We start from the raw sequence: 23,809 nt of genomic DNA on the forward strand, positions 1-23,809 counted from the left end.
TTCATATTTCCTCCATTTTTAAGCGTGAAGAAACAGGTAGAATGTCACTATTGCCAAGTTTCGTTACACTATTCCTGATTAGCTAGTTGTCTGTGAGATCACAAAAACAATGAATAAAAACAAAAATCCGAAAAAAAGACTGTCTATTATTGCGTTGATTGTTATTGCCGCTGGTGTTATCGCCTATTGGCAATTTAGTCATTCAAAAACATCACCGAATAATGTGGCTAAAGGAGCACAAAATTCTGCACAAAATCGTACCAGCTCGGGTTCTGCAGCACGCCGTTTTCCCCTTGCACCAGTACAGGCGGCAACATCAAAAGAAGAAGATGTACCTCAATTCCTGACTGCACTAGGTACAGTACATGCTATCAATAGCGTGACAATAACTAGCCGTGTTGAAGGGCAACTTATGGCGATTCACTTTGTTGAAGGTCAGCAAGTGAAACAAGGCGATTTACTCGCTGAAATAGACCCTCGCCCTTTTGAAGTGAAATTAGCACAAGCCAAAGGTCAATTAGCAAAAGATCAAGCCACACTCGCTAATGCGCGCCTTGATTTAACGCGTTATCAGAAATTAGCTAAAACCAATTTAGTCTCACAACAAGAGTTAGATAATCAAATTGCGCTAGTTAAACAAGCTCAAGCCAGTATTCAAATTGATGAAGCCTCAATACGTGATGCACAATTACAACTCACCTATAGCAAAATCACAGCGCCTATTTCAGGACGAGTTGGCTTAAAACAAGTCGATGTTGGCAACTATATTTCAGGTGGCTCATCCACACCTATCGTTGTGATTAATCAAATGGATTCGGTTGATGTGCTCTTTACACTACCAGAGCAAGATCTCAGCAATATCATTCAAGCCCGTAAAACACGCGCTGATTTACCCGTTACTGCGTTAGATAGAAATAACCAATTTGAACTCGCTCAAGGTACGTTATTTAGTATCGATAACCAAATTGATTCCACAACAGGTACCATTAAGCTCAAAGGTCGTTTTCCTCAACAAGAAAATACCCTATTTCCTAATCAGTTTGTGAATATCCGTTTATTTGTCACAACATTAGAAAAAGCCGTAGTTATTCCTAATGCGGCATTGCAAATGGGTAATGAAGGTCACTTTGTGTGGGTTGTTGATGATGAAGATAAGGTCAGTAAAAAAAGCGTGGAAGTTGCCTTACAGAATGCACAGATTGTGGTGATTGCCTCAGGCTTATCTGCAAACCAACGTGTTGTCACTGATGGTGTAGATAGATTAACAGAAGGCGCAAAAGTCGATATAGTGACGCCTTCAGCTTTAACAACAAAAGAAAGCAACCGTGCTAATGCGGAGAAAGCGTAATGACCGAAAAAACGCATGGTACAGGGGGTGGCCCTTCTCGCCTATTTATTCTACGACCTGTTGCAACAACACTTTTTATGGTCGCCATATTATTAGCCGGAATTGTTGGCTATCGTATGCTACCCGTTTCTGCATTACCTGAAGTTGATTATCCAACTATTCAAGTCGTGACACTTTATCCTGGGGCTAACCCTGAAGTGATGACCTCAGCAGTTACTGCACCTTTAGAGCGTCAATTTGGACAAATGTCTGGCTTAAAACAGATGTCATCACAAAGCTCTGGTGGTGCTTCTGTTATTACATTAATGTTTCAACTCTCACTTCCTTTAGATGTTGCAGAGCAAGAAGTGCAAGCTGCCATTAATGCCGCAACAAATCTATTGCCTTCTGATTTGCCTTATCCGCCAATTTACAGCAAAGTAAATCCCGCCGATCCACCTATTCTTACCTTGTCTGTAACCAGTAATGCGTTACCTATGACACAATTGCAAGATATGGTAGAAACGCGTGTTTCTCAGAAAATATCACAAGTGAATGGTGTGGGATTAGTGTCATTAGCGGGTGGTCAACGCCCTGCTGTCAGAGTCAAACTTAATGCTCAAGCGGCCGCCTCTTATGGGCTAGATAGTGAAACTATTCGTAATGCTATTAATAATGCAAATGTTAACTCAGCGAAAGGTAGCTTAGATGGCCCTACTCGCTCTGTCACATTATCCGCAAATGATCAGATGAAATCACTTGATGATTATCGTCAATTAATTGTTTCATATAAAAATGGTGCACCTATTCGTTTAGCTGATATTGCGACAATAGAGCAAGCAGCAGAAAATAATCAATTAGGTGCTTGGGCTAATCAAAAACAAGCCATCATTATCAATGTACAACGTCAACCTGGGGTTAACGTTATTGATACAACAGATAATATTCGCGCACTTTTGCCTGAACTCATCTCTAATTTACCTAAATCGGTCAACGTTGATATTTTAACTGATAGAACAACGACTATTCGTGCTTCTGTAAAAGATGTTCAATTTGAGCTAGGACTTGCAATCGCATTAGTCGTTATGGTGATTTATCTCTTTTTACGTAATGGTGTTGCAACATTAATTCCAAGTATCGCGGTGCCACTTTCCTTAGTGGGAACCTTCGCGGTTATGTATTTTTGTGGGTTTTCAGTCAATAACCTCACTTTAATGGCACTCACGATTGCCACAGGCTTTGTTGTTGATGATGCAATTGTAGTGATTGAAAATATCTCTCGATATCTTGAAAAAGGGGATAAACCCCTTACTGCTGCTTTAAAAGGTGCGGGTGAAATAGGTTTTACTATCATCTCACTGACATTTTCATTAATTGCCGTCCTTATTCCACTGTTATTTATGGGCGATATTGTTGGACGTCTCTTTCGAGAATTTGCTATCACATTGGCTGTCGCTATTTTAATTTCAGCGGTGGTTTCATTAACACTGACACCAATGATGTGTGCTCGTTTACTTAAACCAGAAAGCCAAATCAAACATAATCGATTTGAAATTGCCTGCGAGCGTTTTTTTGAAAAAATGATTGCTGTTTATGCAGTTTGGCTAAAACGCGTGTTAAATCATCAATGGATAACATTAGGTGTTGCATTAAGTACATTAGTATTAACAGTCTTACTTTATCTATTTATTCCTAAAGGTTTTTTCCCATTACAAGATAATGGATTGTTACAAGGCACTGTTGAAACATCACAATCGATTTCCTATCAAGCCATGGTTGAAAAGCAACAACAAGTTGTTCAAAAATTAATGGAAGATCCTGATGTTGAAAATATCGCAAGTTTTGTGGGTATTGATGGGAGTAATGCTACGTTAAATACAGGCCGTTTGCAGATAACATTAAAACCACTTGATGAGCGTGATTCTCGTATTGATGTCATTATTCCACGATTACAATCACGTATTGACTCTATCGCAGGTATTACGCTTTATTTACAACCTACTCAAGATTTGACAATTGATACCCAAGTATCACGTACACAATACCAATTTACATTACAAGCGACCTCACTTGATGAGCTTGCGCATTGGGTACCTAAACTTTCTCAAGCGTTACAAAATAGCCCTGAATTAACTGATGTTAGTAGTGATTGGCAAGCTAATGGAATGATGGCTTATATCAACGTGGATAGAGATACAGCGAGTCGCTTAGGTATTTCTATGAATGCGATTGATAATGCCCTTTATAATGCATTTGGACAGCGTCTTGTTTCTACAATTTATACTCAGGCTAACCAATATCGAGTGGTATTAGAGCAAGATATTCGTGGCAGTGATGGGTTACAAGCACTCTCAGCGGTTCATTTATCAGGTAAAGATGGCGCAATGGTACCTTTGCTTTCTATTGCTTCTGTTGAACAGCGCCTTGCACCTCTTTCTATTAATCACCAAGCACAATTTCCTGCTGCTACGTTCTCTTTTAATGTCGCCGATAATTCATCACTTGAAGCCGCAGTTAAAGCGGTAAAAAGTGCTGAAGAACAGATAGCGATGCCTAAAGATATCACCACTCAATTCCAAGGTGCTACTTTAGCGTTTGAAAGTGCATTATCAAGCACATTGTGGCTAATTATAGCGGCAATTGTTGCTATGTATATTGTGTTAGGTGTGCTCTATGAAAGCTTTATACATCCTATTACTATTTTATCAACACTACCCACAGCAGGTGTGGGTGCATTACTTGCCTTAATGGCAGCAGGTAATGAGCTGGATGTTATTGCTATTATTGGGATTATCTTATTGATTGGTATTGTGAAGAAAAATGCCATCATGATGATAGATTTCGCACTCGCTGCTGAACGTGAGCAAGGTTTAACACCTTATGAAGCTATATATCAAGCTTGTTTGTTACGTTTTCGCCCTATTTTAATGACAACAATGGCCGCGTTATTAGGTGCATTACCTCTAATGCTGAGTACAGGTGTTGGTGCTGAACTTCGTCAACCTTTAGGTGTATGTATGGTAGGTGGTTTAATTATGAGCCAAATACTGACACTCTTTACTACGCCAGTTATTTATCTACTGTTTGATAAATTATCACTCTATTTAAATCGTCATAAGCATGCTAAACATGATAACGGGGCTGTATCATGAAGTTTTTCGCCCTATTTATTAAACGACCTGTGGCCACAACGCTACTTAGCTTAGCGATATCGCTTTGTGGTGTTTTGGGGTTTATGTTGCTTCCTGTTGCACCATTACCACAAGTTGATTATCCCGTTATTAATATTTCTGCTTCATTACCCGGTGCTTCGCCTGAAACAATGGCATCATCAGTGGCCACACCCCTTGAGCGCTCTTTAGGACGTATTGCGGGTATTGATGAAATGACATCAAGCAGTGCATTAGGCAGTACGAATATCACATTGGTTTTTGATTTAGACAAAGATATTAATACCGCGGCTAGAGATGTTCAAGCTGCACTAAATGCTGCACAAAGCTTACTACCATCAGGTATGCCAAGTCGTCCGCGTTATTTTAAATCGAACCCTTCTGATGCACCGATTATGATTTTAACGCTTACCTCTAAAACACATAATACAGGGGAACTTTACGATTTAGCCTCAACTCGCTTAGCGCAAAAGATCTCTCAAATTGAAGGTGTAAGTGAAGTCTCTGTAGGAGGTGGCTCATTACCCGCTGTACGTGTTGCGCTAAATCCTGATGCACTATTTAATCAAAATGTCAGCTTAGATGATGTGCGTAAAGCGATTAGTCAATCTAACGTTAGACGACCTCAAGGCTTTGTCACTAGTGATGAAAATCGTTGGCAAATCCAAACCAATGATGAGCTAAGTAAAGCAGCTGATTATCGCCCTGTTATTGTGCATTACAATCAAGATGCCGTTGTTCGTTTAAGTGATGTTGCACAAGTCACAGACTCTGTACAAAATTCACGCGCAGCGGGCATGAGTGGTGGAGAGCCTGCCATTTTGCTGGTTATTCGCCGTGAAGCTGGCGCTAATATTATTGAAACCGTTAACCGTATTCGTGAAGAATTACCTGATTTACGTGAGCTTATTCCTGCTAGTGTTGATTTAAAAGTTGCTCAAGATAGAACACCAACTATTCGCGCTTCTTTATCTGAAGTTGAGCGTGCTTTAGCAATAGCCGTTGCTCTTGTTATTTTAGTGGTCTTTCTCTTTTTACGAGAGGGTAGAGCCACGCTTATCCCTGCTGTCGCAGTACCGGTATCACTAATTGGTACTTTTTCAGCGATGTATTTATGTGGCTTTAGTTTAAATAACCTCTCATTAATGGCATTAACTGTCGCAACTGGGTTTGTTGTTGATGATGCCATTGTTGTCTTAGAAAATATCTCTCGTCATATTGAAAATGGCTTAAAACCGAAAGAAGCCGCCTTAAAAGGGGTCAGTGAAGTCGGGTTTACCGTACTTTCAATGAGTATTTCACTCGTTGCTGTTTTTATTCCTTTATTATTAATGGATGGGCTTGTTGGTCGCTTATTTAAAGAATTTGCAATTACACTAACGACTGCTATTGGTATTTCTCTTTTTGTTTCGCTAACACTAACGCCTATGATGTGTGCGCATTTACTTAAAGGAATAAAACCAAAATCCCAATCTCATTTACGTGGCTTTGGTAAATTAATATTTCGCCTTCAACAAGGCTATAGCGTCACATTACAATCAGCATTACGCCATCGTCGTTGGGTTATGGCTATTTTTCTCGCCACTTTAGGGCTTAATGTCTATCTCTATATCAGCGCGCCTAAAACCTTTTTTCCTGATCAAGATACAGGTCGTTTAATGGGATTTGTTCGCGCTGATCAGAGTATTTCATTTCAAGCAATGAAAGAAAAAATGACGCGCTTTATGCAAGAAATTAATGCGGATAAAGATGTTGATAGTGTTACTGGTTTTACAGGTGGGGGTAGGATCAACAGTGGTTTTATGTTTATCTCACTCAATCCTTTATCAGAGCGAACAGAAAGCGCCAATCAAGTGATTAATCGCTTACGTACTAAGCTTGCCAATGAACCTGGTGCTAATCTCTTTTTAATGCCAGTGCAAGATATCAGAGCGGGAGGTAGACAAGCAAATGCCAGCTATCAATTTACGTTATTAGCGGATGATTTAAGTGAATTACGTAAATGGGAGCCTATTGTACGTAAAGCATTAGGCGAATTACCTGAGCTAGTTGATGTTAACTCCGATAAAGAAGATAAAGGCGCAGAAATGGCGATAATCTATGATAGGGATACCATGTCTCAATTAGGGATTAACGTTAATGATGCCAACAATCTATTGAATAACGCTTTTGGTCAGCGCCAAATTTCAACAATTTATGCACCATTAAACCAATATAAGGTCGTAATGGAAGTTGCTGAACAATATACACAAGATGTCTCAGCACTTGATAAAATGTATGTGATTAATTCACAAGGCGCACGTATTCCTTTATCTGCATTTGCAAGTTGGTATCCTGCTAATGCGCCACTAAGTGTGAATCATCAAGGATTATCAGCCGCCTCTACCATTGCCTTTAATATTCCTGATGGCTATACCCTATCAAATGCGATTGATTCTATAGAACGTACAATGACTCAATTGGGTGTGCCTAATACAGTAAGAGGCTCTTTTGCAGGTACAGCGCAAGTTTTTCAAGATACCATTAAATCTCAACTTATTCTGATCCTCGCTGCCATTGTTACTGTGTATTTAGTACTAGGCGTATTGTATGAAAGCTATATTCATCCACTGACTATTTTATCAACTTTACCTTCCGCAGGTGTTGGTGCCTTATTAGCTTTACGACTCTTTGATACACCTTTTAGCCTTATCGCGCTAATTGGTATTATGTTGCTTATCGGTATTGTTAAGAAAAACGCCATTATCATGGTGGATTTTGCAATTACGGCACAACGAGAAGGTAAATTGTCAGCAAAAGACGCGATTATCCAAGCGAGCTTATTGCGTTTTCGTCCTATTATTATGACTACGTTAGCGGCACTTTTTGGTGCTCTTCCTTTAATGTTAGGCAGTGGCGATGGTGCTGAACTACGTCAACCTTTAGGAATTACGATTGTGGGTGGTTTATTAATGAGCCAGTTACTTACGCTCTATACTACACCTGTTATTTATCTATTTTTTGATGGATTACGCTCACGCTGGCAACAACGCCGTAATAGTCAAAAAGAGGCGAAAATATGAAACTAAGAAGCAAGCTTTTTCTCATTATTTTCGCCACTTGTATGATAGTCGTATTAGCAATGCATATCGGTATTCGTGGTAGTTTTGAGCAAGGATTTATCGGTTATATTAAGAAAAATAGTGAGCAACGCGCCACATTATTAGCGCAAGCCTTAAGCGAACAATATGAGCAAACAGGAAGCTGGCACTTTCTTAATAGAGATGATCGCTCACTGTATCAAATCTTACGTACAATTGATCAGATAAGCCAAAGTGGAGAAGGTCCACCACCAAGAGGTTGGCGTACACAATTTTGGATTGTTGATAAACAAATGCATCGCTTATTTGGCCATGATAACCAATTCCCTGCTGAAACCTTTAAAAAACCCATTACTAACCATGATGAAATTGTAGGTTGGGTTATCGTTAGTGCTGCCGATAAAATCAGTAATGAAGCCGATATTAGTTTTGATAAACAGCAATTGCGTACTAGTTGGATAATTGCTGGCTTTACTGTTTTTATTGCTTTATTAATCACACTAATTCTTTCTCGCAGTATGATACGTCCAGTAAAACGTCTTGTTGAAGCAACGCATAAATTGGCCTCAGGCGATTTTTCAGTTCGTGTTAATCCAACAAGCAAAGATGAAATTAGTCAATTAGCGACAGATTTTAATCAGCTTGCCAGTACGTTAGAAAAAAATGAACAAATACGACGTGATTATATGGCGGATATTTCACATGAGTTGCGCACCCCACTTTCTATTTTAAAAGGTGAACTTGAAGCATTACAAGATGGTGTAAGAAAACCAACGACTGAAACTTTAAACTCATTGTTATTTGAAGTGACTAATTTGACTAAACTAGTTAACGATCTCCACCAGCTTTCATTATCAGATAGAGGCTCATTAACTTATCGCAAAAAGTTTATCGATATTAACGACGTAATATTATTAGCTGTCGCTTCATATCATCATGCTTATCAAGCAAAAGAGATTCAATTAACAACTCAATTAGATGATGTATCACCACTTATTGTACAAGCTGATCCTGATAGGATGATCCAGCTTTTTCATAATTTGCTAGAAAATAGTATGCGATATACTTATTCTGGTGGGCAATTACAAATATCGACCCAAAAGAAACAAAATACAGTTTATATTGTCTTTGAAGATAGCGCACCAGGACTTGATAAATTGCAATATGAGGCTATTTTTCAGCGTTTTTATCGTGCTGAAAACTCGCGTAATCGCGCGAGTGGTGGTTCAGGGCTTGGTCTTGCTATTTGCGAAAATATTGTTGAAGCGCATAATGGTCATATTAATGCAATGCCCTCTTCTTTAGGCGGTATAAAGATCCTTATCCAATTACCTGCCTATACAGATAATAATTAATGTTTATGATAGCTAGGTAAAGGGATGACAGCCGAAGATAATGTATATTCAATATTAATTGTCGAAGATGAACCTAAATTAGCACAATTGCTGATTGATTATCTTCACGCAGCAGGCTATCAAACACATTGGTTAGCCGATGGTGCCAATGTCAGTCAAACGGTACAACAGCAACATATTGATCTCGTTCTACTTGATTTGATGTTACCCATTAAAGATGGCATCAGTGTTTGTAAAGAATTACGTCAATTCTCCGATATTCCAATAATTATGGTCACAGCAAAAACAGAAGAAGTTGATAGGCTATTAGGGCTTGAAATTGGTGCTGATGATTATATTTGCAAGCCTTATAGTCCACGAGAAGTCGTCGCGCGAGTAAAAACGCTATTACGCCGTTACTATCGCCCACAAGATATTGTTCAAAATGACAAAACCATGGTGATTGATGAGCAAGCTTATCAAGTGCAATATCATAATAAAATACTGGATTTAACGACCGCAGAATTCCGCTTACTCAAAGCATTAGCGACTCAACCAGGTAAAATATTAACCCGTGATCAATTGATGGATCATCTTTATGATGATTATCGCATTGTGACTGATAGAACCATTGACAGTCACATTAAAAATTTACGTCGAAAACTTGAGCAACTCAATGATCAAATTGAGTTTATTCGCTCAATCTATGGTCAAGGTTATCGCTGGGAAACCCAAGCTTACCGTTTTCGATGAAATATTTTACACAATAGATTGAACCTCACCATACTTAAGCGCTAGAATCCTCCCCTTTATGATATACCCCTACCTTTCGCGTGGGGGACTGACTTGAAATCAGAACCAGGAAATTAACCATGTTTACACCCGAATTGCTCTCTCCTGCTGGCTCATTAAAAAATATGCGCTATGCCTTTGCTTATGGCGCAGATGCCGTTTATGCAGGTCAGCCACGTTATAGCTTGCGTGTGCGTAATAATGAATTTAACCATGAAAACCTCGCTAAAGGCATCCAAGAAGCCCATGAGTTAGGTAAACGCTTCTATGTTGTGGTTAATATTGCACCGCATAATGCCAAATTAAAAACCTTTATCCGTGATTTAAAACCTGTTATCGATATGGGTCCTGATGCGCTGATTATGTCCGATCCGGGTTTAATTATGATGGTTCGTGAAGCCTTCCCTGATATGGATATTCACCTTTCAGTACAAGCGAATGCTGTTAACTGGGCTACCGTTAAATTCTGGAAACAAATGGGATTAACGCGTGTTATTCTTTCTCGTGAGCTTTCTATTGATGAAATCGCAGAAATTCGTAAACAAGTCCCTGAAATGGAACTCGAAGTGTTTGTTCATGGCGCATTATGTATGGCGTATTCGGGTCGTTGCTTACTCTCTGGTTATATCAATAAGCGTGATCCAAACCAAGGTACCTGTACTAACGCTTGTCGTTGGGAATATAAGGTAGAAGAAGGTAAAGAAGACGATGTTGGTAATATCGTTGAAAAATACCAACCAATTCCTGTTAAGAATGTCGAGCCAACATTAGGTACTGGAGCACCAACAGACAAGGTTTTCTTAATCGAAGAAGCAAAACGTCCTGGTGAATATATGACCGCGTTTGAAGATGAACACGGTACCTATATCATGAACTCAAAAGATTTACGCGCAATTGAACACGTTGAGCAATTAACTCAAATGGGTGTGCACTCTTTAAAAATCGAAGGCCGTACTAAATCATTCTACTATTGTGCACGAACAGCACAAATGTATCGTCGTGCTATTGATGATGCTGTTGCTGGAAAGCCTTTTGATCCCACGTTGCTAACCACATTAGAAGGTTTAGCGCACCGTGGTTATACTGAAGGCTTTTTGCGTCGCCATACTCACGATGCTTATCAAACTTATGAATATGGTTATTCTGTCTCTGATACTCAGCAATTTGTGGGTGAATTTACAGGTAAACGTGTTAATGGCTTAGCCGAAGTTGACGTAAAAAATAAATTTATACTGGGTGACAGTTTAGAATTAATGACACCAACAGGAAATATTCAATTCACGTTAGATGAATTGTTTAATAAGAAATTGCAACCTACAGATGTTGCACCTGGCAATGGTCACATTGTTTATTTTGCTGTTCCTGAAGATGTTGATTTGGACTACGCATTACTTATTCGTAATTTACAAGGCACAACAACACGTCAACCACATAAAATTGATGCCGTAGAAGTTAAGTAAAGTGTCATAATCCGATTTGATATGGTCAATTTCAAATGCAGATCACATCAATAATGATTTGTTTGACGTATCATCAGTTCTGAAAAATAAAGAACTAGAATGAATACAGTAAGACTAGGAACCACCTCCTTGGCAAATCCAATCTCCCTTGGATTTGCCTTTTCTTTTTTCATCTATACGTAAATCACTTCTCTTTTTCGTTATCCTTTGTAAAAAACATGGTAATTTTTGCAATATCAATTACTTTTAATATTGTAACTTAACTAAAGGATTCCTATCGATGAGTAAAACCAGCTTGCTAATTATTAATGGAAAAAGTGCTAATAATCAGGCGTTGAGAAAAGCCGTCTATCAATTACGCAATGAAGGTTTTAACATTCAAGTAAGAGTGACTTGGGAATCAAATGATGTAAAACGCTTTGTTCAAGAAGCGATAACCCTTCATGCTGAAAATATAATTGCAGCAGGAGGTGATGGCACAATCAATAGCGTGGTTTCTGAGCTAATACACCTTGCGCCATCAACATTGCCAATACTTGGTATCATCCCATTAGGTACAGCGAATGATTTTGCGACAAGTGCACAAATCCCTCTTGATATGGAAAATGCGCTTAGTCTTGCTGTTAAAGGAAGAGCTGTGCCCATTGATGTTATCAATGTTAATAAAACACACTATTTTATTAATATGGCATCAGGGGGATTTGGAACAAAGATAACCACTCAAACCCCTGAGGCCTTAAAATCTGCTTTAGGCGGTGTCGCCTATTTTGTTAACGGTTTATTGCGTATGGATACGTTAAAAGCCGATTCTTGTACTATCGAAGCTGAAAATTTTCATTGGAAAGGCGAAGCGCTTGTTTTAGGTATCGGTAATGGTCGTCAAGCGGGTGGTGGGCAACAACTTTGTCCTGAAGCACTGATTAACGACAATAAACTGAATATTACCATTGTTGAAGCAAATGAATTGCTCCCTTCTATATTAACCAGCCTATTTGATCGCAAGAAAAACGACAAGATTATCGAGCAAGAAAGCGCTTGGGTAAACATCAGTTCATCTCATCAAATGATCTTTAATTTAGATGGAGAACCTCTTTTTGGAGATAAATTCTCATTTATTGTGTTACCTGAAGCGATCCACTGCCGATTACCACCTCAATGTGACTTGTTATCTTAATGTAGATAAATGACAATCACTATCATCTCATCGTGAACTGGAGTAAGTAATGACTGATATAGTAAGTTTGTTAGGTTCTGACGCTAACTCGTTATTGGAACATCGTTGCCAAACCATCCCAAAAGACAATCTCTACCTACCAGGTTCTGACTTTATTGATCGCGTAATGATTGATAATAATCGTCCTAATACCGTGTTGCGCTCTATGCAAACCTTATATAACCATGGACGTTTAGCAGGTACAGGGTATTTATCTATTCTTCCTGTTGACCAAGGTGTTGAGCACTCTGCTGGCGCTTCTTTTGCCGCTAATCCACTCTATTTTGATCCCAAAAATATTGTTGAATTAGCTATTGAAGCAGGATGTAACTGTGTTGCTTCTACTTATGGTGTTCTTGCTTCTGTTTCTCGTCGTTATGCACACAAAATTCCTTTTCTTGTAAAATTAAATCATAACGAAACATTAAGTTATCCAACTCAATATGACCAAACCTATTATGCAAGCGTTGAGCAAGCGTTTGAAATGGGGGCCGTTGCAGTAGGCGCCACAATTTATTTCGGTTCACCTGAAAGCCGCCGCCAAATTGAAGAAATCTCCATGGCATTTGAACGTGCTCACGAATTAGGTATGGTCACAGTATTATGGGCCTATTTGCGTAACCCTGCATTTAAAAAAGATGGTGTTGATTATCATGCCAGTGCTGATTTAACAGGCCAAGCTAACCATCTTGCTGCAACAATTGGTGCTGATATCGTTAAACAAAAAATGGCTGAAAATAACGGTGGCTATACGGCTATCGGTTTTGGTCATACTGATGAACGTGTTTACACCAAATTAACCACTGATAACCCAATTGATTTAGTCCGTTATCAACTGGCTAACTGCTATATGGGTCGTGCTGGTTTAATTAATTCAGGTGGTGCTGCTGGTAAAAATGACCTTGAAGATGCTGTACGTACTGCGGTGATTAATAAACGTGCGGGTGGTATGGGGCTAATTCTTGGTCGTAAGGCATTTAAGAAATCTATGAAAGATGGTGTTGCGCTTATTAATGCCGTACAAGATGTGTACCTCAATAAATCGGTCACTATCGCTTAAATAGGCTACACTTAATTTTGTGCGCCTTTTTAACGTTACCCCCAAAGTTAGATAATTAACTGTTGGGGGTATTTTTTTACCACCAACGATGAAAATGATGAACAGGGCCAAAACCTTGCCCTACTTCTAAACTATCCGCATATTCAATAGCTTGTTGTAAATATAGTTTTGCTTGTTCAACGCAAATATGCCAATCAGTAACTTGTGGCCGTATTGCTGCCAATGCAGCCGAAAGTGTACAGCCTGTACCATGGGTATTTTTTGTTTCAATACGTTTTGAAGTAAAACGCCATTCGCCATCTTCAGTCAATAGCCAATCAGGGCTTTCACTATGAACTAAATGCCCTCCTTTCATCAATACCGCCTTACATCCTTTTTTAAGAAGAGCATAGCCTTGTTGCTTCATCGTTTGCTCATCTGTTGCCATTGTACAGCCAAGCAATACAGCGGCTTCAGGTAAATTAGGCGTAATAAGATCAACCAACGGTAGGAGTTGAGTTCGCATATTATCAACAGCATCAGGTTGAAGCAGAGGATCGCCACTTTTAGCAACCATTACGGTATCAAGTACAACATGAGGAATAGCGTATTGATGCAATTTCTGACATACCACATCAATAATGGACATATTAGAAAGCATGCCTATTTTAACACTATCAATACGTACATCAGAAAGCACAGAATCTAATTGAGCAGCAATAAAATCGGGCGATAAATCATATACAGCACTGACGCCACAGGTATTTTGTGCAACTAATGCTGTTATTACCGTCGTACCATATACACCAAGGGCAGAAAATGTTTTTAAATCAGCCTGAATACCTGCTCCACCACTTGGGTCTGTTCCTGCAATTGTTAATGCATTAAATCTCACTGATTAGCTCCTCTTTTCATCACCAGAGACAGAAAAGTCGGGCTCTGTTATCAGCAGAGTTACCTTGACTTCCCTACGCTGGCATTATCCAGATCAGGTTATACGGGTTCATCTCAGCCTTAAGGCGCCCCGAGCCAAAGCCTGTAAAATCAGGCGATGAAGAGTATTGCATGCTAAAACTAAAGAAGCTAGTCGCCTTTTCAATCAATAATCGCAATAGAAAATCACCATAAATGAAATAAACTAAAAGCAAGTAATATCTGTTAGCCCATATATCTTTATTTTCAATATAAGATTATTAGTACGAAAAATGATTGTTCTTTTTTTAACTTTTTACCTAATAATCTATTTCAATTTTAGTGATTAACTATTTTCTATATTAACGGCTTCTTTTTAATAGATTTTTTCCTATTCTATAAAAAGAAATTATTGTTTATAATAGTGTAAATGATATTAAAAGTGAGCTAAAAACAAGCATTATGTTTGTTTTTTGATATATTATTTTGTACAGTGACTAAATTAAAATTGATTATCATTTACGGTATACACTATTCTTTTATTTCTGCAATTTACTCATTATTTAATATGCTATAACACTTATCTGACTATAATCTGGCGCCTAAAAAATGAAGCAAGCCCAAAATATAATGATTATGCTATTCTTTTTTTGACCAACTTTTATCCTTTATCACTGTTTTTAAAAGTTAGATTCAGATAGATCTGATCTGAAATTTTGACTGCTTAAATAACACTATTATTTATTTTATTTGCCATTACTAGAATCACTGCTGTGAAGTATTCGGAGTTATATTATGTTATCGACTTATTTTCAACCTAGCGTATTAGCAGCTACGTTGTTCCCGCTTTTATTAACAACAACTGCTTTTGCTTCTGAAAATAGACCAGTAACCAATAAGACAAATGTGATAGAAAATCCTCAACATGTAAAATCATCATTAGATAATGAAAGCTATTGGGGAAAATTTAAACGCAATGTAAATCAAACTTGGGATAATGGCGATTATAACTACTATTTGCCTGTATGGACTTGGCATAACCGTTTTACTTATGATAGAGAAAAAACAAACAGATACAATGAAACACCATGGGGTTTTGGTATGGGTAAATATCGTTATGACGACGATAATGACTGGCATGCGCTTTATGCTATGGCATTTATGGACTCCAATAATCGCGTACAACCGATTATAGGGTATGGATTCCAAAAAATGTGGATACCGGGTGATAAAGACGGTTTTCGTATGGGAGCGGGCTTCACACTGAGCGTGACAGCGCGCCATGAATATAACTATATTCCTATGCCACTACCTTTACCGTTAGTTTCTATTGAATATGGACATTTAGCGTTTCAGGCGACATATGTACCTGGTACATACAATAACGGCAATGTGCTATTCGCTTGGCTCCGCTGGCAGTAATTAAAGGTAGTTATCCTATTTTTAAATATCAAAATGCAGTGACTAAAAAGACAAAAAGCGCATCAATTTTGATGCGCTTTTTTATAATGCCTTCTTATTTAGCTATTTTAGCTATCTTGTCGTGCTTGTCTATTCTCAACAATTTTCTTTGAACGAGACATTTTAAATCCACACCATAGTAAACCAATCCAGAATGGCATTAAAATGACAGAGATATTGTATTTTGGCATTAACAGAATAATCACCAAGATCATACATAAGAATATCAGGCAAATATAATTACCATAGGGGTACCATAGTGCTTTAAATGATGGTACTACACCCTCTTTTATTTTTGCAGCCCGGAATTTTAAATTAGCTAAACAGATCATTATCCAATTAAGCACTAATGTTGTCACAACCAACGACATTAATAAACCCAGTGCTTCATCAGGTAATAAATAGTTAATAAGAATGCCTAAAGAGGTTGCAATTGCAGATAAAAGAAGTGACATCACAGGTACACCACGCTTATTCACGTTTGCTAATGAACGAGGTGCATTTCCTTGTTTAGCTAAACCATAAAGCATGCGACTATTAGAGTAAACACCACTGTTATAAACCGATAACGCGGCGGTTAATACTACGGCATTTAAGATATTGGCAATAAGAAAATTGTCAAGATCATGAAATATCAGAACAAAAGGACTTTCACCCTCAACAACTCGTGTCCATGGATAAAGAGATAAAAGTACAATTAATGAACCGATATAAAAAATAAGAATACGATAAACAACTTGGTTAGTGGCTTTTGGAATACTTTTCTTCGGATTCTCGGCTTCTGCTGCGGTGATCCCCACTAATTCAAGTCCACCAAAAGAGAACATAACGATGGCAAGAGCAGACATAAAACCCGTGAAACCATGAGGGAAAAAACCTAATTCCCATAAGTTACTGATAGAGGCTTGAGGTCCCCCATTACCGCTAGCTAATAAATAGCTACCAAACACAATCATTCCCACAATCGCGAGTACTTTGATTATGGCAAACCAAAATTCTGTTTCACCATACATTTTAACATTAATAAGATTAATAAGATTGATTGCAACAAAGAATATAGCAACAGAAACCCAAACAGGAATATCCGGTAACCAATAATGAATATATTTGCCTGCCGCAGTTAATTCAGCCATGCCCACTAAGATAAACATGACCCAATAATTCCAACCAGATAAGAACCCAGCAAAAGGTCCCCAGTATTTATTTGCAAAATGGCTAAATGAACCCGCAACTGGCTCTTCAGCGACCATTTCACCTAATTGGCGCATGATCATAAACGCAATAAAACCACCAATGGCATAACCTAAAATTACTGATGGACCTGTCATATTAATGGTTTGCGCGATACCAAGAAACAGACCTGCACCGACAGCACCACCCAGCGCGATAAGCTGGATATGTCGATTTTTTAACCCTCGTTTCAGCTCTGCTTGTTGCGACTCTTCCGCCATAAATCCTCTTCTATTATTTATTCTACCGATAAAGCTGTAAACTTATATTTACGATACTGTTTATTTCAAGCCTACATTAAAACACTATTCCTACTTGAATAACAAATACATTTCGTGTTAAGGAGAAAATAATGGAAAAGGTGGTTTATTTAACTGTGTTTAGAGGGGAAAAGCGTAGTAAAGCGACAAATACCTTGCTGAAAATCTTCGCCTTGATCACAAAAATTGTCTAAAGCGACTAGATATAACCCAAGACTAATGGCTAAAACCGCGACTAAAATAATAACGACCTTCTTTATGCTCAAGTTAAATCCTTTAAATACATTCTGTTAGTATCACTAGCAAAAGTAAAAGTATTCGCTTTAATACGATAACGATAAAAGTGATTGTTGTTATAAAATTCGCAATAAATTATCTCTATGAGTAAATTTAGCATAATTTTCATAAAAAAAGCTAAATGCTTTCTCTACAAAAAACGATAATTTGTATTATTTTTCTCTATTTTGTTGGCAAAATGCTTATCTATCACTTTAATTACACATTTTGCCAACGATAAGAATTGACTATCCATTAAGATGGATTTCTCAGTCTGTTACTTTTTGTATAATATTAGGGAGTTAATTTTGTTTTATACCTTAACTTCATCGCTAGAATGGAACCGCAATGCCACAAGATAATCATCTCGCATTAGTTTGCGCGCTAAGTAAATGGATTGAGGAGCATTTAGGTCGTGTTATTCACCTTGAAGAGTTAGCTGCATATTCCGGCTACTCGCTTTGGCACATGCAAAAAATTTTTAAAGAAGTCACAGGCACGTCTTTAGGTAAATATATTCGTCAACGAAGGCTTGCTGGCGCAATCCATTTATTGCGTACCAGTGAACGTTCTATTTTTGATATCGCACTCGATTTTGGTTTTGGTTCACAATCGCACTTTACCTATATGTTTCGTAAAGAGTATGGCATTACACCTTTCGATTTTAGGCAAAACCAAGATATTATTTTAGAGACTAAACAGCCCTTACATTTACAATCACCTTGTTGTGATTAAAATACGCTTTATGTGACATTGCTCATATCGTCTTTAATGTCACATAAATAAAAGGGAATCTGTGTAATGATAAAAAGCCTCACCCTTCACCAATCATAATTGTTTTTTTAAATGGGGATGCTAATGAGTATTAAGCTTGTTGCTATTGATTTAGATGGAACGTTACTTAACAACCAACATAAAATCACACAAGAAGTAAAAGACGCTATACAACGTACCAAAGAGTCTGGAACTCAAATTTTACTTGCCTCAGGCCGCTCCTTTAACGGTATATCCCCTTACTTAAAAGAACTTGGGTTAGATACCTCTGATAACTTTTGTATTAGCAATAATGGTAGCCAGATTCATCAAGCTGATAGTGGTGAGGTCATTATTGAAGACTTACTCAATTTTGAAGATTATCTCTACTTTGAAAATCTATCACGAGAAATTGGCGTACATTTTCATGCGCTGAGTGATAATAAAATCTATACAACAAATCGCCATATCAGTCACTTTACTTGCCGTGAAGCATTCTTAACGTGGACTCCGCTTTATTATCGTCCCCTTAATGAAATGCAAAATGATATGCGCTTTAGCAAATTTATGATTGTTGATACACCAACAGTTTTAGATAACGCAATGCAATATCTTCCTGCAAATATCTACGAGCAATACAGCATACTACGCAGTGCACCTTACTTTATTGAGATTTTAAATACAGATGTCAATAAAGGTAATGCAGTGAAAAAAATCGCTGAGCATTTAAAAATCACGCCTGAAAAAATTATGTGTATTGGCGATCAAGATAATGATTTAGCAATGTTAAAATATGCAGGTTTAAGTGTTGCGATGGAAAATGCGCCTGAGGCCATTAAAAAAATTGCCAAATTCGTCACATTATCCAATGAAGAGCATGGCGTTGCTGCTGCGTTAAATAAATTTATTTAAACGCTATCTTTTTATTATTTAACGTGAATATCTATAAAATAATAGAGTCATTGTGATCCTTTCTAGAGGATCACACTGCTTTTTTCCTCAATATCTAGCGATTTATCATGCTAAATTTTACCATGAATACTTATTAAATACGCCTTTCTTCTTACATCTATCCAAGAATTTGTTAATATCATTTTTCTTTTTGTTATTCAAACAACATGTTTACAACATAATCATTTAATAAATAAGTATAAATACTGGATAGCAATATAAATTATTATCGCTTTAATTCACAGACAGGTCGTATTCGTTATGCTTTCAACCAAAGATATGCTCGTACTTGGAATGATGGTTTTTGCTCTCTTTCTTGGTGCTGGCAATATTATTTTCCCACCTATGGCTGGGTTTCAGTCAGGAACACAATGGTTTAGTACATCACTAGGATTTTTAGTTACAGGTGTATTACTTCCTTTTCTTACCTTAGTTACCGTTGCTGTACGTGGTCGTGGTGAACGTCTTTCCGTTGATTTGCCTTCATGGGTTGCTACTATTTTTTGGATTGCCTTATATCTAATTGTTGGCTCAACCTTTGCTATGCCTCGTGTAACTAATACGGCATATGAAATGGGTTTCTTACCTCTAGGGCTTATTGAAAAAAATACCACAACCCACCTTACTTTTGCGCTTATCTTCAATGTATTGAGTATGTTTTTTATGCTAAAACAAGGCACGATGATCAGTGCAATAGGTAAATTCATGACACCTGCATTGCTAGTGTTATTAGTTGTTGTTGGCATTGCCGTAGTTGCAAAACCGCTTTCCCCCATTGAAGAGCCTACTGGTCTTTATGCTGTAAACGGTTTCTTTTCAGGTATAATCGATGGTTATCAAACCATGGATGTGCTTTCAGCGATGGCTTTTGGTGGTATTGTTGCAAGAGCGCTATATACAAAAGGGATTGATAATCCAAAGCAAATTTGTTTTATCACTATAAAAGCGGGAATGATTTCAGTTCTTCTACTCGCGGCACTATACCTTTGCTTATTCTATTTAGGTGCAACAAGCCATTCTGTTTCTATTTTTGCCGATCCTGCTCTTAATGCAACTAATGGCGGTCAAATATTCTCTCGCTATGTTGATGCACTCTTTGGCTCTGTGGGCACTTGGCTTATGGGAGGTATTGTTCTATTAGCAAGTATGACTACACTTGTTGGTGTAACAAGCGCCGCTGCTGACTATTTTGCGACTTTTCATCATCGTTTGGGATATCGTTTTTGGGTTGTTGTTTTCACCTTATTAACCACATTAGTTTCAACCTTTGGATTAGATACCTTATTACGTGTCACTATTCCGGCATTGCTGATGATCTACCCCACCTCAGTTACACTGGTTTTATTACAATTTATTCGTAATAAGCTGAAATCACCTCGCTTTACATATCGTTTTACTATTGGTGTGATTGTGTTAATGAGCTTATTTGATACGCTAAAACAGCTTGATAAATTAAGCGATAATTTATTACAGCTATTTAGCTATATTCCACTTTCTGAATATGGCTTAGGTTGGTTGTTACCAGGTGCAATTGCATTTATCCTATCATTGTTAATAGGATTAGGGTTAAAAACTCCGCCTACAATGGTAGAAGCCAACACTCAATAAGATTATTACATTCAATAAAAATGCTATCAAATCAAAACGATAGCATTTTTTATTTTACCTTTGACTACTTTATAACAGGCTTTATCCATTTAGTTCGGTATTTGTCAATCAACGCCATTAAAATAGCCTCCGATTGTGCATCAGGTATACCGCTGATATCGCTAGATCTAAAATGCATTTGAAATGCGCTAACGACTTTTTGTGTTTCTTTATCTAAAACACCTGTAGTTGGAGTCTGATAACCATATTTAGCGAGCAAACTTTGAAAATGTGCAACATCAACTGGCTGTGATAAAGGTCTACCTTCTAAATAAAACTCAACCGTTTCGTTATCAGGCCAAGCACCAATTCCTTGTTTAGCAAGTTCAGCCCATGGAAATTGAGGACCAGGATCGACTTTTCTTTGGGGTGCTATATCACTGTGCCCAACAATATTTTGAGGCTCAATACCATAGCGTTGGATAATATCTTTCATCAATACTGTTATAGCTTTTATCTGTTCAGGCGTGTAAGGAAACCACTCTCTTAATTCCCCTTTGTCTTGATAGCCAAAATTTACAATTTCAATTCCTATTGAGCCATTATTGAGGCTAGCACTTTCTCCCCATTGACTTAGCCCTGCATGCCATGCTCTTTTATTTTCACTCACTAAAGATAAAACGACGGGTTTACCTTGTATTACTTCAGGTTGAGTTGGCACAAGATAATGACTACTGACATGGCCTGCGGTTAATGTTTTGAGCGATTCCTTATCATCTTGGGCGGTATAATGCATGACTAAAAATTTAACACGATTATCTTGCCCCGGGTTATTTGGAACAATTTGCGCAATATAACTTTCTCTATCAATTAAGGTGGGTTGTGTTACACATCCCGTGAGCAAACTTACGCTCATTAATAAACTTATCGTATAGCGATTGAGAAACATCATTCATCCTGAATAAATTATAAATAAGTACGTAAGTTAAATTGTATATAAAAAACCCATATTAAAAAATATGGGTTTTGGTTTTTGGCTTTTTTTTGTTACTTTTCAGTAACAGGCGTACTCTTTTTACACTGTATCCGAGGTTCATCTCGCACACTATTTTCTGACCAAATACCTTCTTCAATATCTTTTTGTAACTCAGGATATTGACGAATATCAAATGTAGGTAATAATCCTTCTTGCCTTTGCTGATTATAATCTTTAACCAATTTTAGGGCGACACCTGAAAGTAAGACTATTGCCACTAAATTTGTCATTGCCATTAATCCCATTGAGAGGTCAGCCATTTTCCATACCAAAGGCATATCCGCTAAAGCACCAAACATCACCATTGCTAAAACCGCGCCTCTTAATAAGAAGAGGCCCGTTGTATGATTTCTACCAAGAAAAATCATATTACTTTCAGCATATGCATAGTTAGCGATAATTGATGTAAAGGCGAAGAAGAAAATAGCGATAGCAATAAAAGTACTGCCCCATCCACCAACAGTAGACGATAAAGCTAATTGTGTTAATTGAATGCCATTAATGCCTTCTTGATGATTATCGAGTACACCAGATGACAAAATAATTACCGCAGTTGCACTACAAATCACCAAAGTATCCATAAAGACACCTAGCATTTGTACATACCCTTGAGAAGCAGGATGAGGAGGATAAGGCGTTGCAGAAGCAGCAGCATTAGGCGCTGAGCCCATACCTGCCTCATTCGAGAAAAGACCACGCTGAATACCTTGTGTCATCGCTTGGCTAATGCCATAACCGATGGCACCGGCAGCTGCTTCTTGTAATCCAAAGGCACTTTTAAAAATCAACATAAAGACTTCGGGTAAACGCTCTATATGATCAGCAACAACCCAAAATGCTAATAATAAATAAGCCGTTGCCATTAATGGCACAACTAATTCTGCAACACGCGCAACCCAGCGAAGTCCACCAAAAATAATCAATCCGCTGGCGATGACTAAGAAGATACCGACATAGAGAGGTTCGAAGTTAAATGCAGAAGCTGTTGCTTGCACTATAGAATTAGCTTGAACAGCATTAAAAACCAACCCAAAAGCAATAATGAGAAAAATCGCGAATAATACGCCCATCCAACGCATTTTCAGCCCTTTCGTCATATAATAAGCAGGACCTCCGCGATAATTTCCATCATCATCTTTTGTTTTATAAAGTTGTGCTAAAGTACTTTCTATTAATGATGTTGCCATGCCAATAAAAGCAACAACCCACATCCAAAAAATAGCACCAGGACCACCTGCTGTTAAGGCAATAGCGACACCGGTAAGATTTCCGGTCCCAACGCGCGCAGCTAAGCTTGTGCATAATGCCTGAAAAGAAGATATTCCTGATTGATCGGACTTATTGCTATTTTTTAAAATAGAGAACATATGACCAAAATGTCGGATTTGTATAAATCCCGTACGGACTGTAAAATAAATACCGACTCCAAGGAGTAAATAGATAAGTACATATCCCCATAGAATATTATTTGCAAAGTTTATTAGCCCAGTCAAATTAATCCCCCTGTATAATAACGTATATAACCTATCCTTACATCGCTATTGGAATAAAAAAACAGATAAACAAGATGTAGTCGAATCAATTAATGATCTTCGTATGTCTTTGTGTTATATCAAAAAGATGCTGTGTTAAAAGCGAACTGAATGTAACACAAGATTATAGGAAATGTATATTTTTTGTTTATTTTTTTACTTATTACAATTACACTTTAATTATCTTATTAACTAAACAAAATATTATTCAAAATAAAAAATCTTTTATTTTCAAAGAGATAAAATAATATATTTTTTTATTTATAAAAGAAGAATACTTGAGTATATATTTTAGTCATTAAGTTAATCAGTCATTTTAGAAAATTAAATAGATTAAAAAATAAGCAGGCTATTATCTTTTAATTTATTGCATTTTAAAATTAAAAGGATGAGTTA

17 protein-coding genes and 1 riboswitch are annotated in these 23,809 nt (G+C 37.5%); of the genes, 12 read left to right on the forward strand and 5 right to left on the reverse strand.

What is annotated here, in order from left to right; genetic code table 11:
• Nucleotides 1-109: 109 nt before the first annotated feature.
• The 8 genes from M983_RS02045 (at nt 110) to fbaB (ending at nt 13,436) form a co-directional block, all read left to right on the forward strand.
• Complete coding sequence (locus M983_RS02045; protein ID WP_066746281.1) at nt 110-1,348, forward strand: MdtA/MuxA family multidrug efflux RND transporter periplasmic adaptor subunit; 1,239 nt, start codon at nt 110-112, stop codon at nt 1,346-1,348.
• Nucleotides 1,348-4,479 carry an MdtB/MuxB family multidrug efflux RND transporter permease subunit gene (locus tag M983_RS02050; protein WP_066746291.1) on the forward strand — a complete coding sequence of 1,044 codons (3,132 nt, stop codon included), beginning with the start codon at nt 1,348-1,350 and terminating at the stop codon, nt 4,477-4,479. Before M983_RS02045 ends, M983_RS02050 begins: the two co-directional genes overlap by 1 nt.
• Entirely contained in the window at nt 4,476-7,559 is a 3,084-nt protein-coding gene (gene mdtC / locus M983_RS02055; protein ID WP_066746294.1) for a multidrug efflux RND transporter permease subunit MdtC, read from the forward strand. Before M983_RS02050 ends, mdtC begins: the two co-directional genes overlap by 4 nt.
• A complete protein-coding gene (gene baeS / locus M983_RS02060; RefSeq protein WP_066746297.1) occupies nt 7,556-8,932 on the forward strand; it encodes an envelope stress sensor histidine kinase BaeS in 1,377 nt (458 codons plus the stop codon). Before mdtC ends, baeS begins: the two co-directional genes overlap by 4 nt.
• A gap of 24 nt (nt 8,933-8,956) precedes the next feature.
• Entirely contained in the window at nt 8,957-9,664 is a 708-nt protein-coding gene (gene baeR, locus M983_RS02065; RefSeq protein ID WP_066746300.1) for an envelope stress response regulator BaeR, read from the forward strand.
• Between the two features lie 119 nt (nt 9,665-9,783).
• On the forward strand, nt 9,784-11,163 hold the full coding sequence (gene trhP, locus M983_RS02070) for a prephenate-dependent tRNA uridine(34) hydroxylase TrhP (RefSeq protein WP_066746303.1): 1,380 nt from the start codon (nt 9,784-9,786) through the stop codon (nt 11,161-11,163).
• 280 nt (nt 11,164-11,443) lie between these two features.
• Nucleotides 11,444-12,337, forward strand: coding sequence for a lipid kinase YegS (gene yegS, locus M983_RS02075; protein ID WP_066746306.1), 894 nt, complete (start codon nt 11,444-11,446; stop codon nt 12,335-12,337).
• A 49-nt stretch (nt 12,338-12,386) separates the two neighbouring features.
• Nucleotides 12,387-13,436, forward strand: a complete 1,050-nt coding sequence (gene fbaB, locus M983_RS02080) for a class I fructose-bisphosphate aldolase (protein ID WP_066746309.1) — start codon at nt 12,387-12,389, stop codon at nt 13,434-13,436.
• A gap of 76 nt (nt 13,437-13,512) precedes the next feature.
• Here fbaB and thiD read toward each other — a convergent pair whose 3' ends face one another.
• Nucleotides 13,513-14,310 (reverse strand): bifunctional hydroxymethylpyrimidine kinase/phosphomethylpyrimidine kinase, encoded by a 798-nt coding sequence (gene thiD, locus M983_RS02085; protein ID WP_066746312.1) that lies wholly within the window; start codon nt 14,308-14,310, stop codon nt 13,513-13,515.
• Between the two features lie 53 nt (nt 14,311-14,363).
• Nucleotides 14,364-14,452: riboswitch (TPP riboswitch) on the reverse strand.
• Between the two features lie 670 nt (nt 14,453-15,122).
• Here thiD and pagP point away from each other — a divergent pair.
• On the forward strand, nt 15,123-15,749 hold the full coding sequence (gene pagP, locus M983_RS02090; RefSeq protein ID WP_074388134.1) for a lipid IV(A) palmitoyltransferase PagP: 627 nt from the start codon (nt 15,123-15,125) through the stop codon (nt 15,747-15,749).
• 107 nt (nt 15,750-15,856) lie between these two features.
• On the opposite strand, the gene M983_RS02095 is transcribed toward pagP, so the two are convergent.
• Both M983_RS02095 and mgrB read right to left on the reverse strand, forming a co-directional pair.
• On the reverse strand, nt 15,857-17,239 hold the full coding sequence (locus M983_RS02095) for an amino acid permease (RefSeq protein WP_066746315.1): 1,383 nt from the start codon (nt 17,237-17,239) through the stop codon (nt 15,857-15,859).
• A gap of 149 nt (nt 17,240-17,388) precedes the next feature.
• Complete coding sequence (gene mgrB, locus M983_RS17855; protein WP_245683995.1) at nt 17,389-17,544, reverse strand: PhoP/PhoQ regulatory lipoprotein MgrB; 156 nt, start codon at nt 17,542-17,544, stop codon at nt 17,389-17,391.
• 358 nt (nt 17,545-17,902) lie between these two features.
• On the opposite strand from mgrB, the gene M983_RS02100 reads away from it, so the two are divergent.
• From M983_RS02100 to brnQ, 3 genes are all read left to right on the forward strand, one after another.
• The gene (locus M983_RS02100; protein WP_066746317.1) at nt 17,903-18,289 is read left to right on the forward strand and encodes a helix-turn-helix domain-containing protein; all 387 of its coding nucleotides are present in this window, start codon (nt 17,903-17,905) and stop codon (nt 18,287-18,289) included.
• 123 nt (nt 18,290-18,412) lie between these two features.
• Entirely contained in the window at nt 18,413-19,219 is an 807-nt protein-coding gene (gene yidA, locus M983_RS02105) for a sugar-phosphatase (RefSeq protein WP_066746320.1), read from the forward strand.
• 300 nt (nt 19,220-19,519) lie between these two features.
• Nucleotides 19,520-20,866, forward strand: a complete 1,347-nt coding sequence (brnQ, locus tag M983_RS02110) for a branched-chain amino acid transport system II carrier protein (RefSeq protein WP_066746322.1) — start codon at nt 19,520-19,522, stop codon at nt 20,864-20,866.
• A gap of 64 nt (nt 20,867-20,930) precedes the next feature.
• Here brnQ and M983_RS02115 read toward each other — a convergent pair whose 3' ends face one another.
• Both M983_RS02115 and M983_RS02120 read right to left on the reverse strand, forming a co-directional pair.
• Nucleotides 20,931-21,794, reverse strand: coding sequence for an N-acetylmuramoyl-L-alanine amidase (locus M983_RS02115; protein ID WP_066746325.1), 864 nt, complete (start codon nt 21,792-21,794; stop codon nt 20,931-20,933).
• A 98-nt stretch (nt 21,795-21,892) separates the two neighbouring features.
• The gene (locus M983_RS02120; RefSeq protein ID WP_066746328.1) at nt 21,893-23,374 is read right to left on the reverse strand and encodes an alanine/glycine:cation symporter family protein; all 1,482 of its coding nucleotides are present in this window, start codon (nt 23,372-23,374) and stop codon (nt 21,893-21,895) included.
• Nucleotides 23,375-23,809: the final 435 nt, after the last annotated feature.

It is taken from the genome of Proteus myxofaciens ATCC 19692, from assembly GCF_001654855.1.
Taxonomy (GTDB): domain Bacteria; phylum Pseudomonadota; class Gammaproteobacteria; order Enterobacterales; family Enterobacteriaceae; genus Proteus; species Proteus myxofaciens.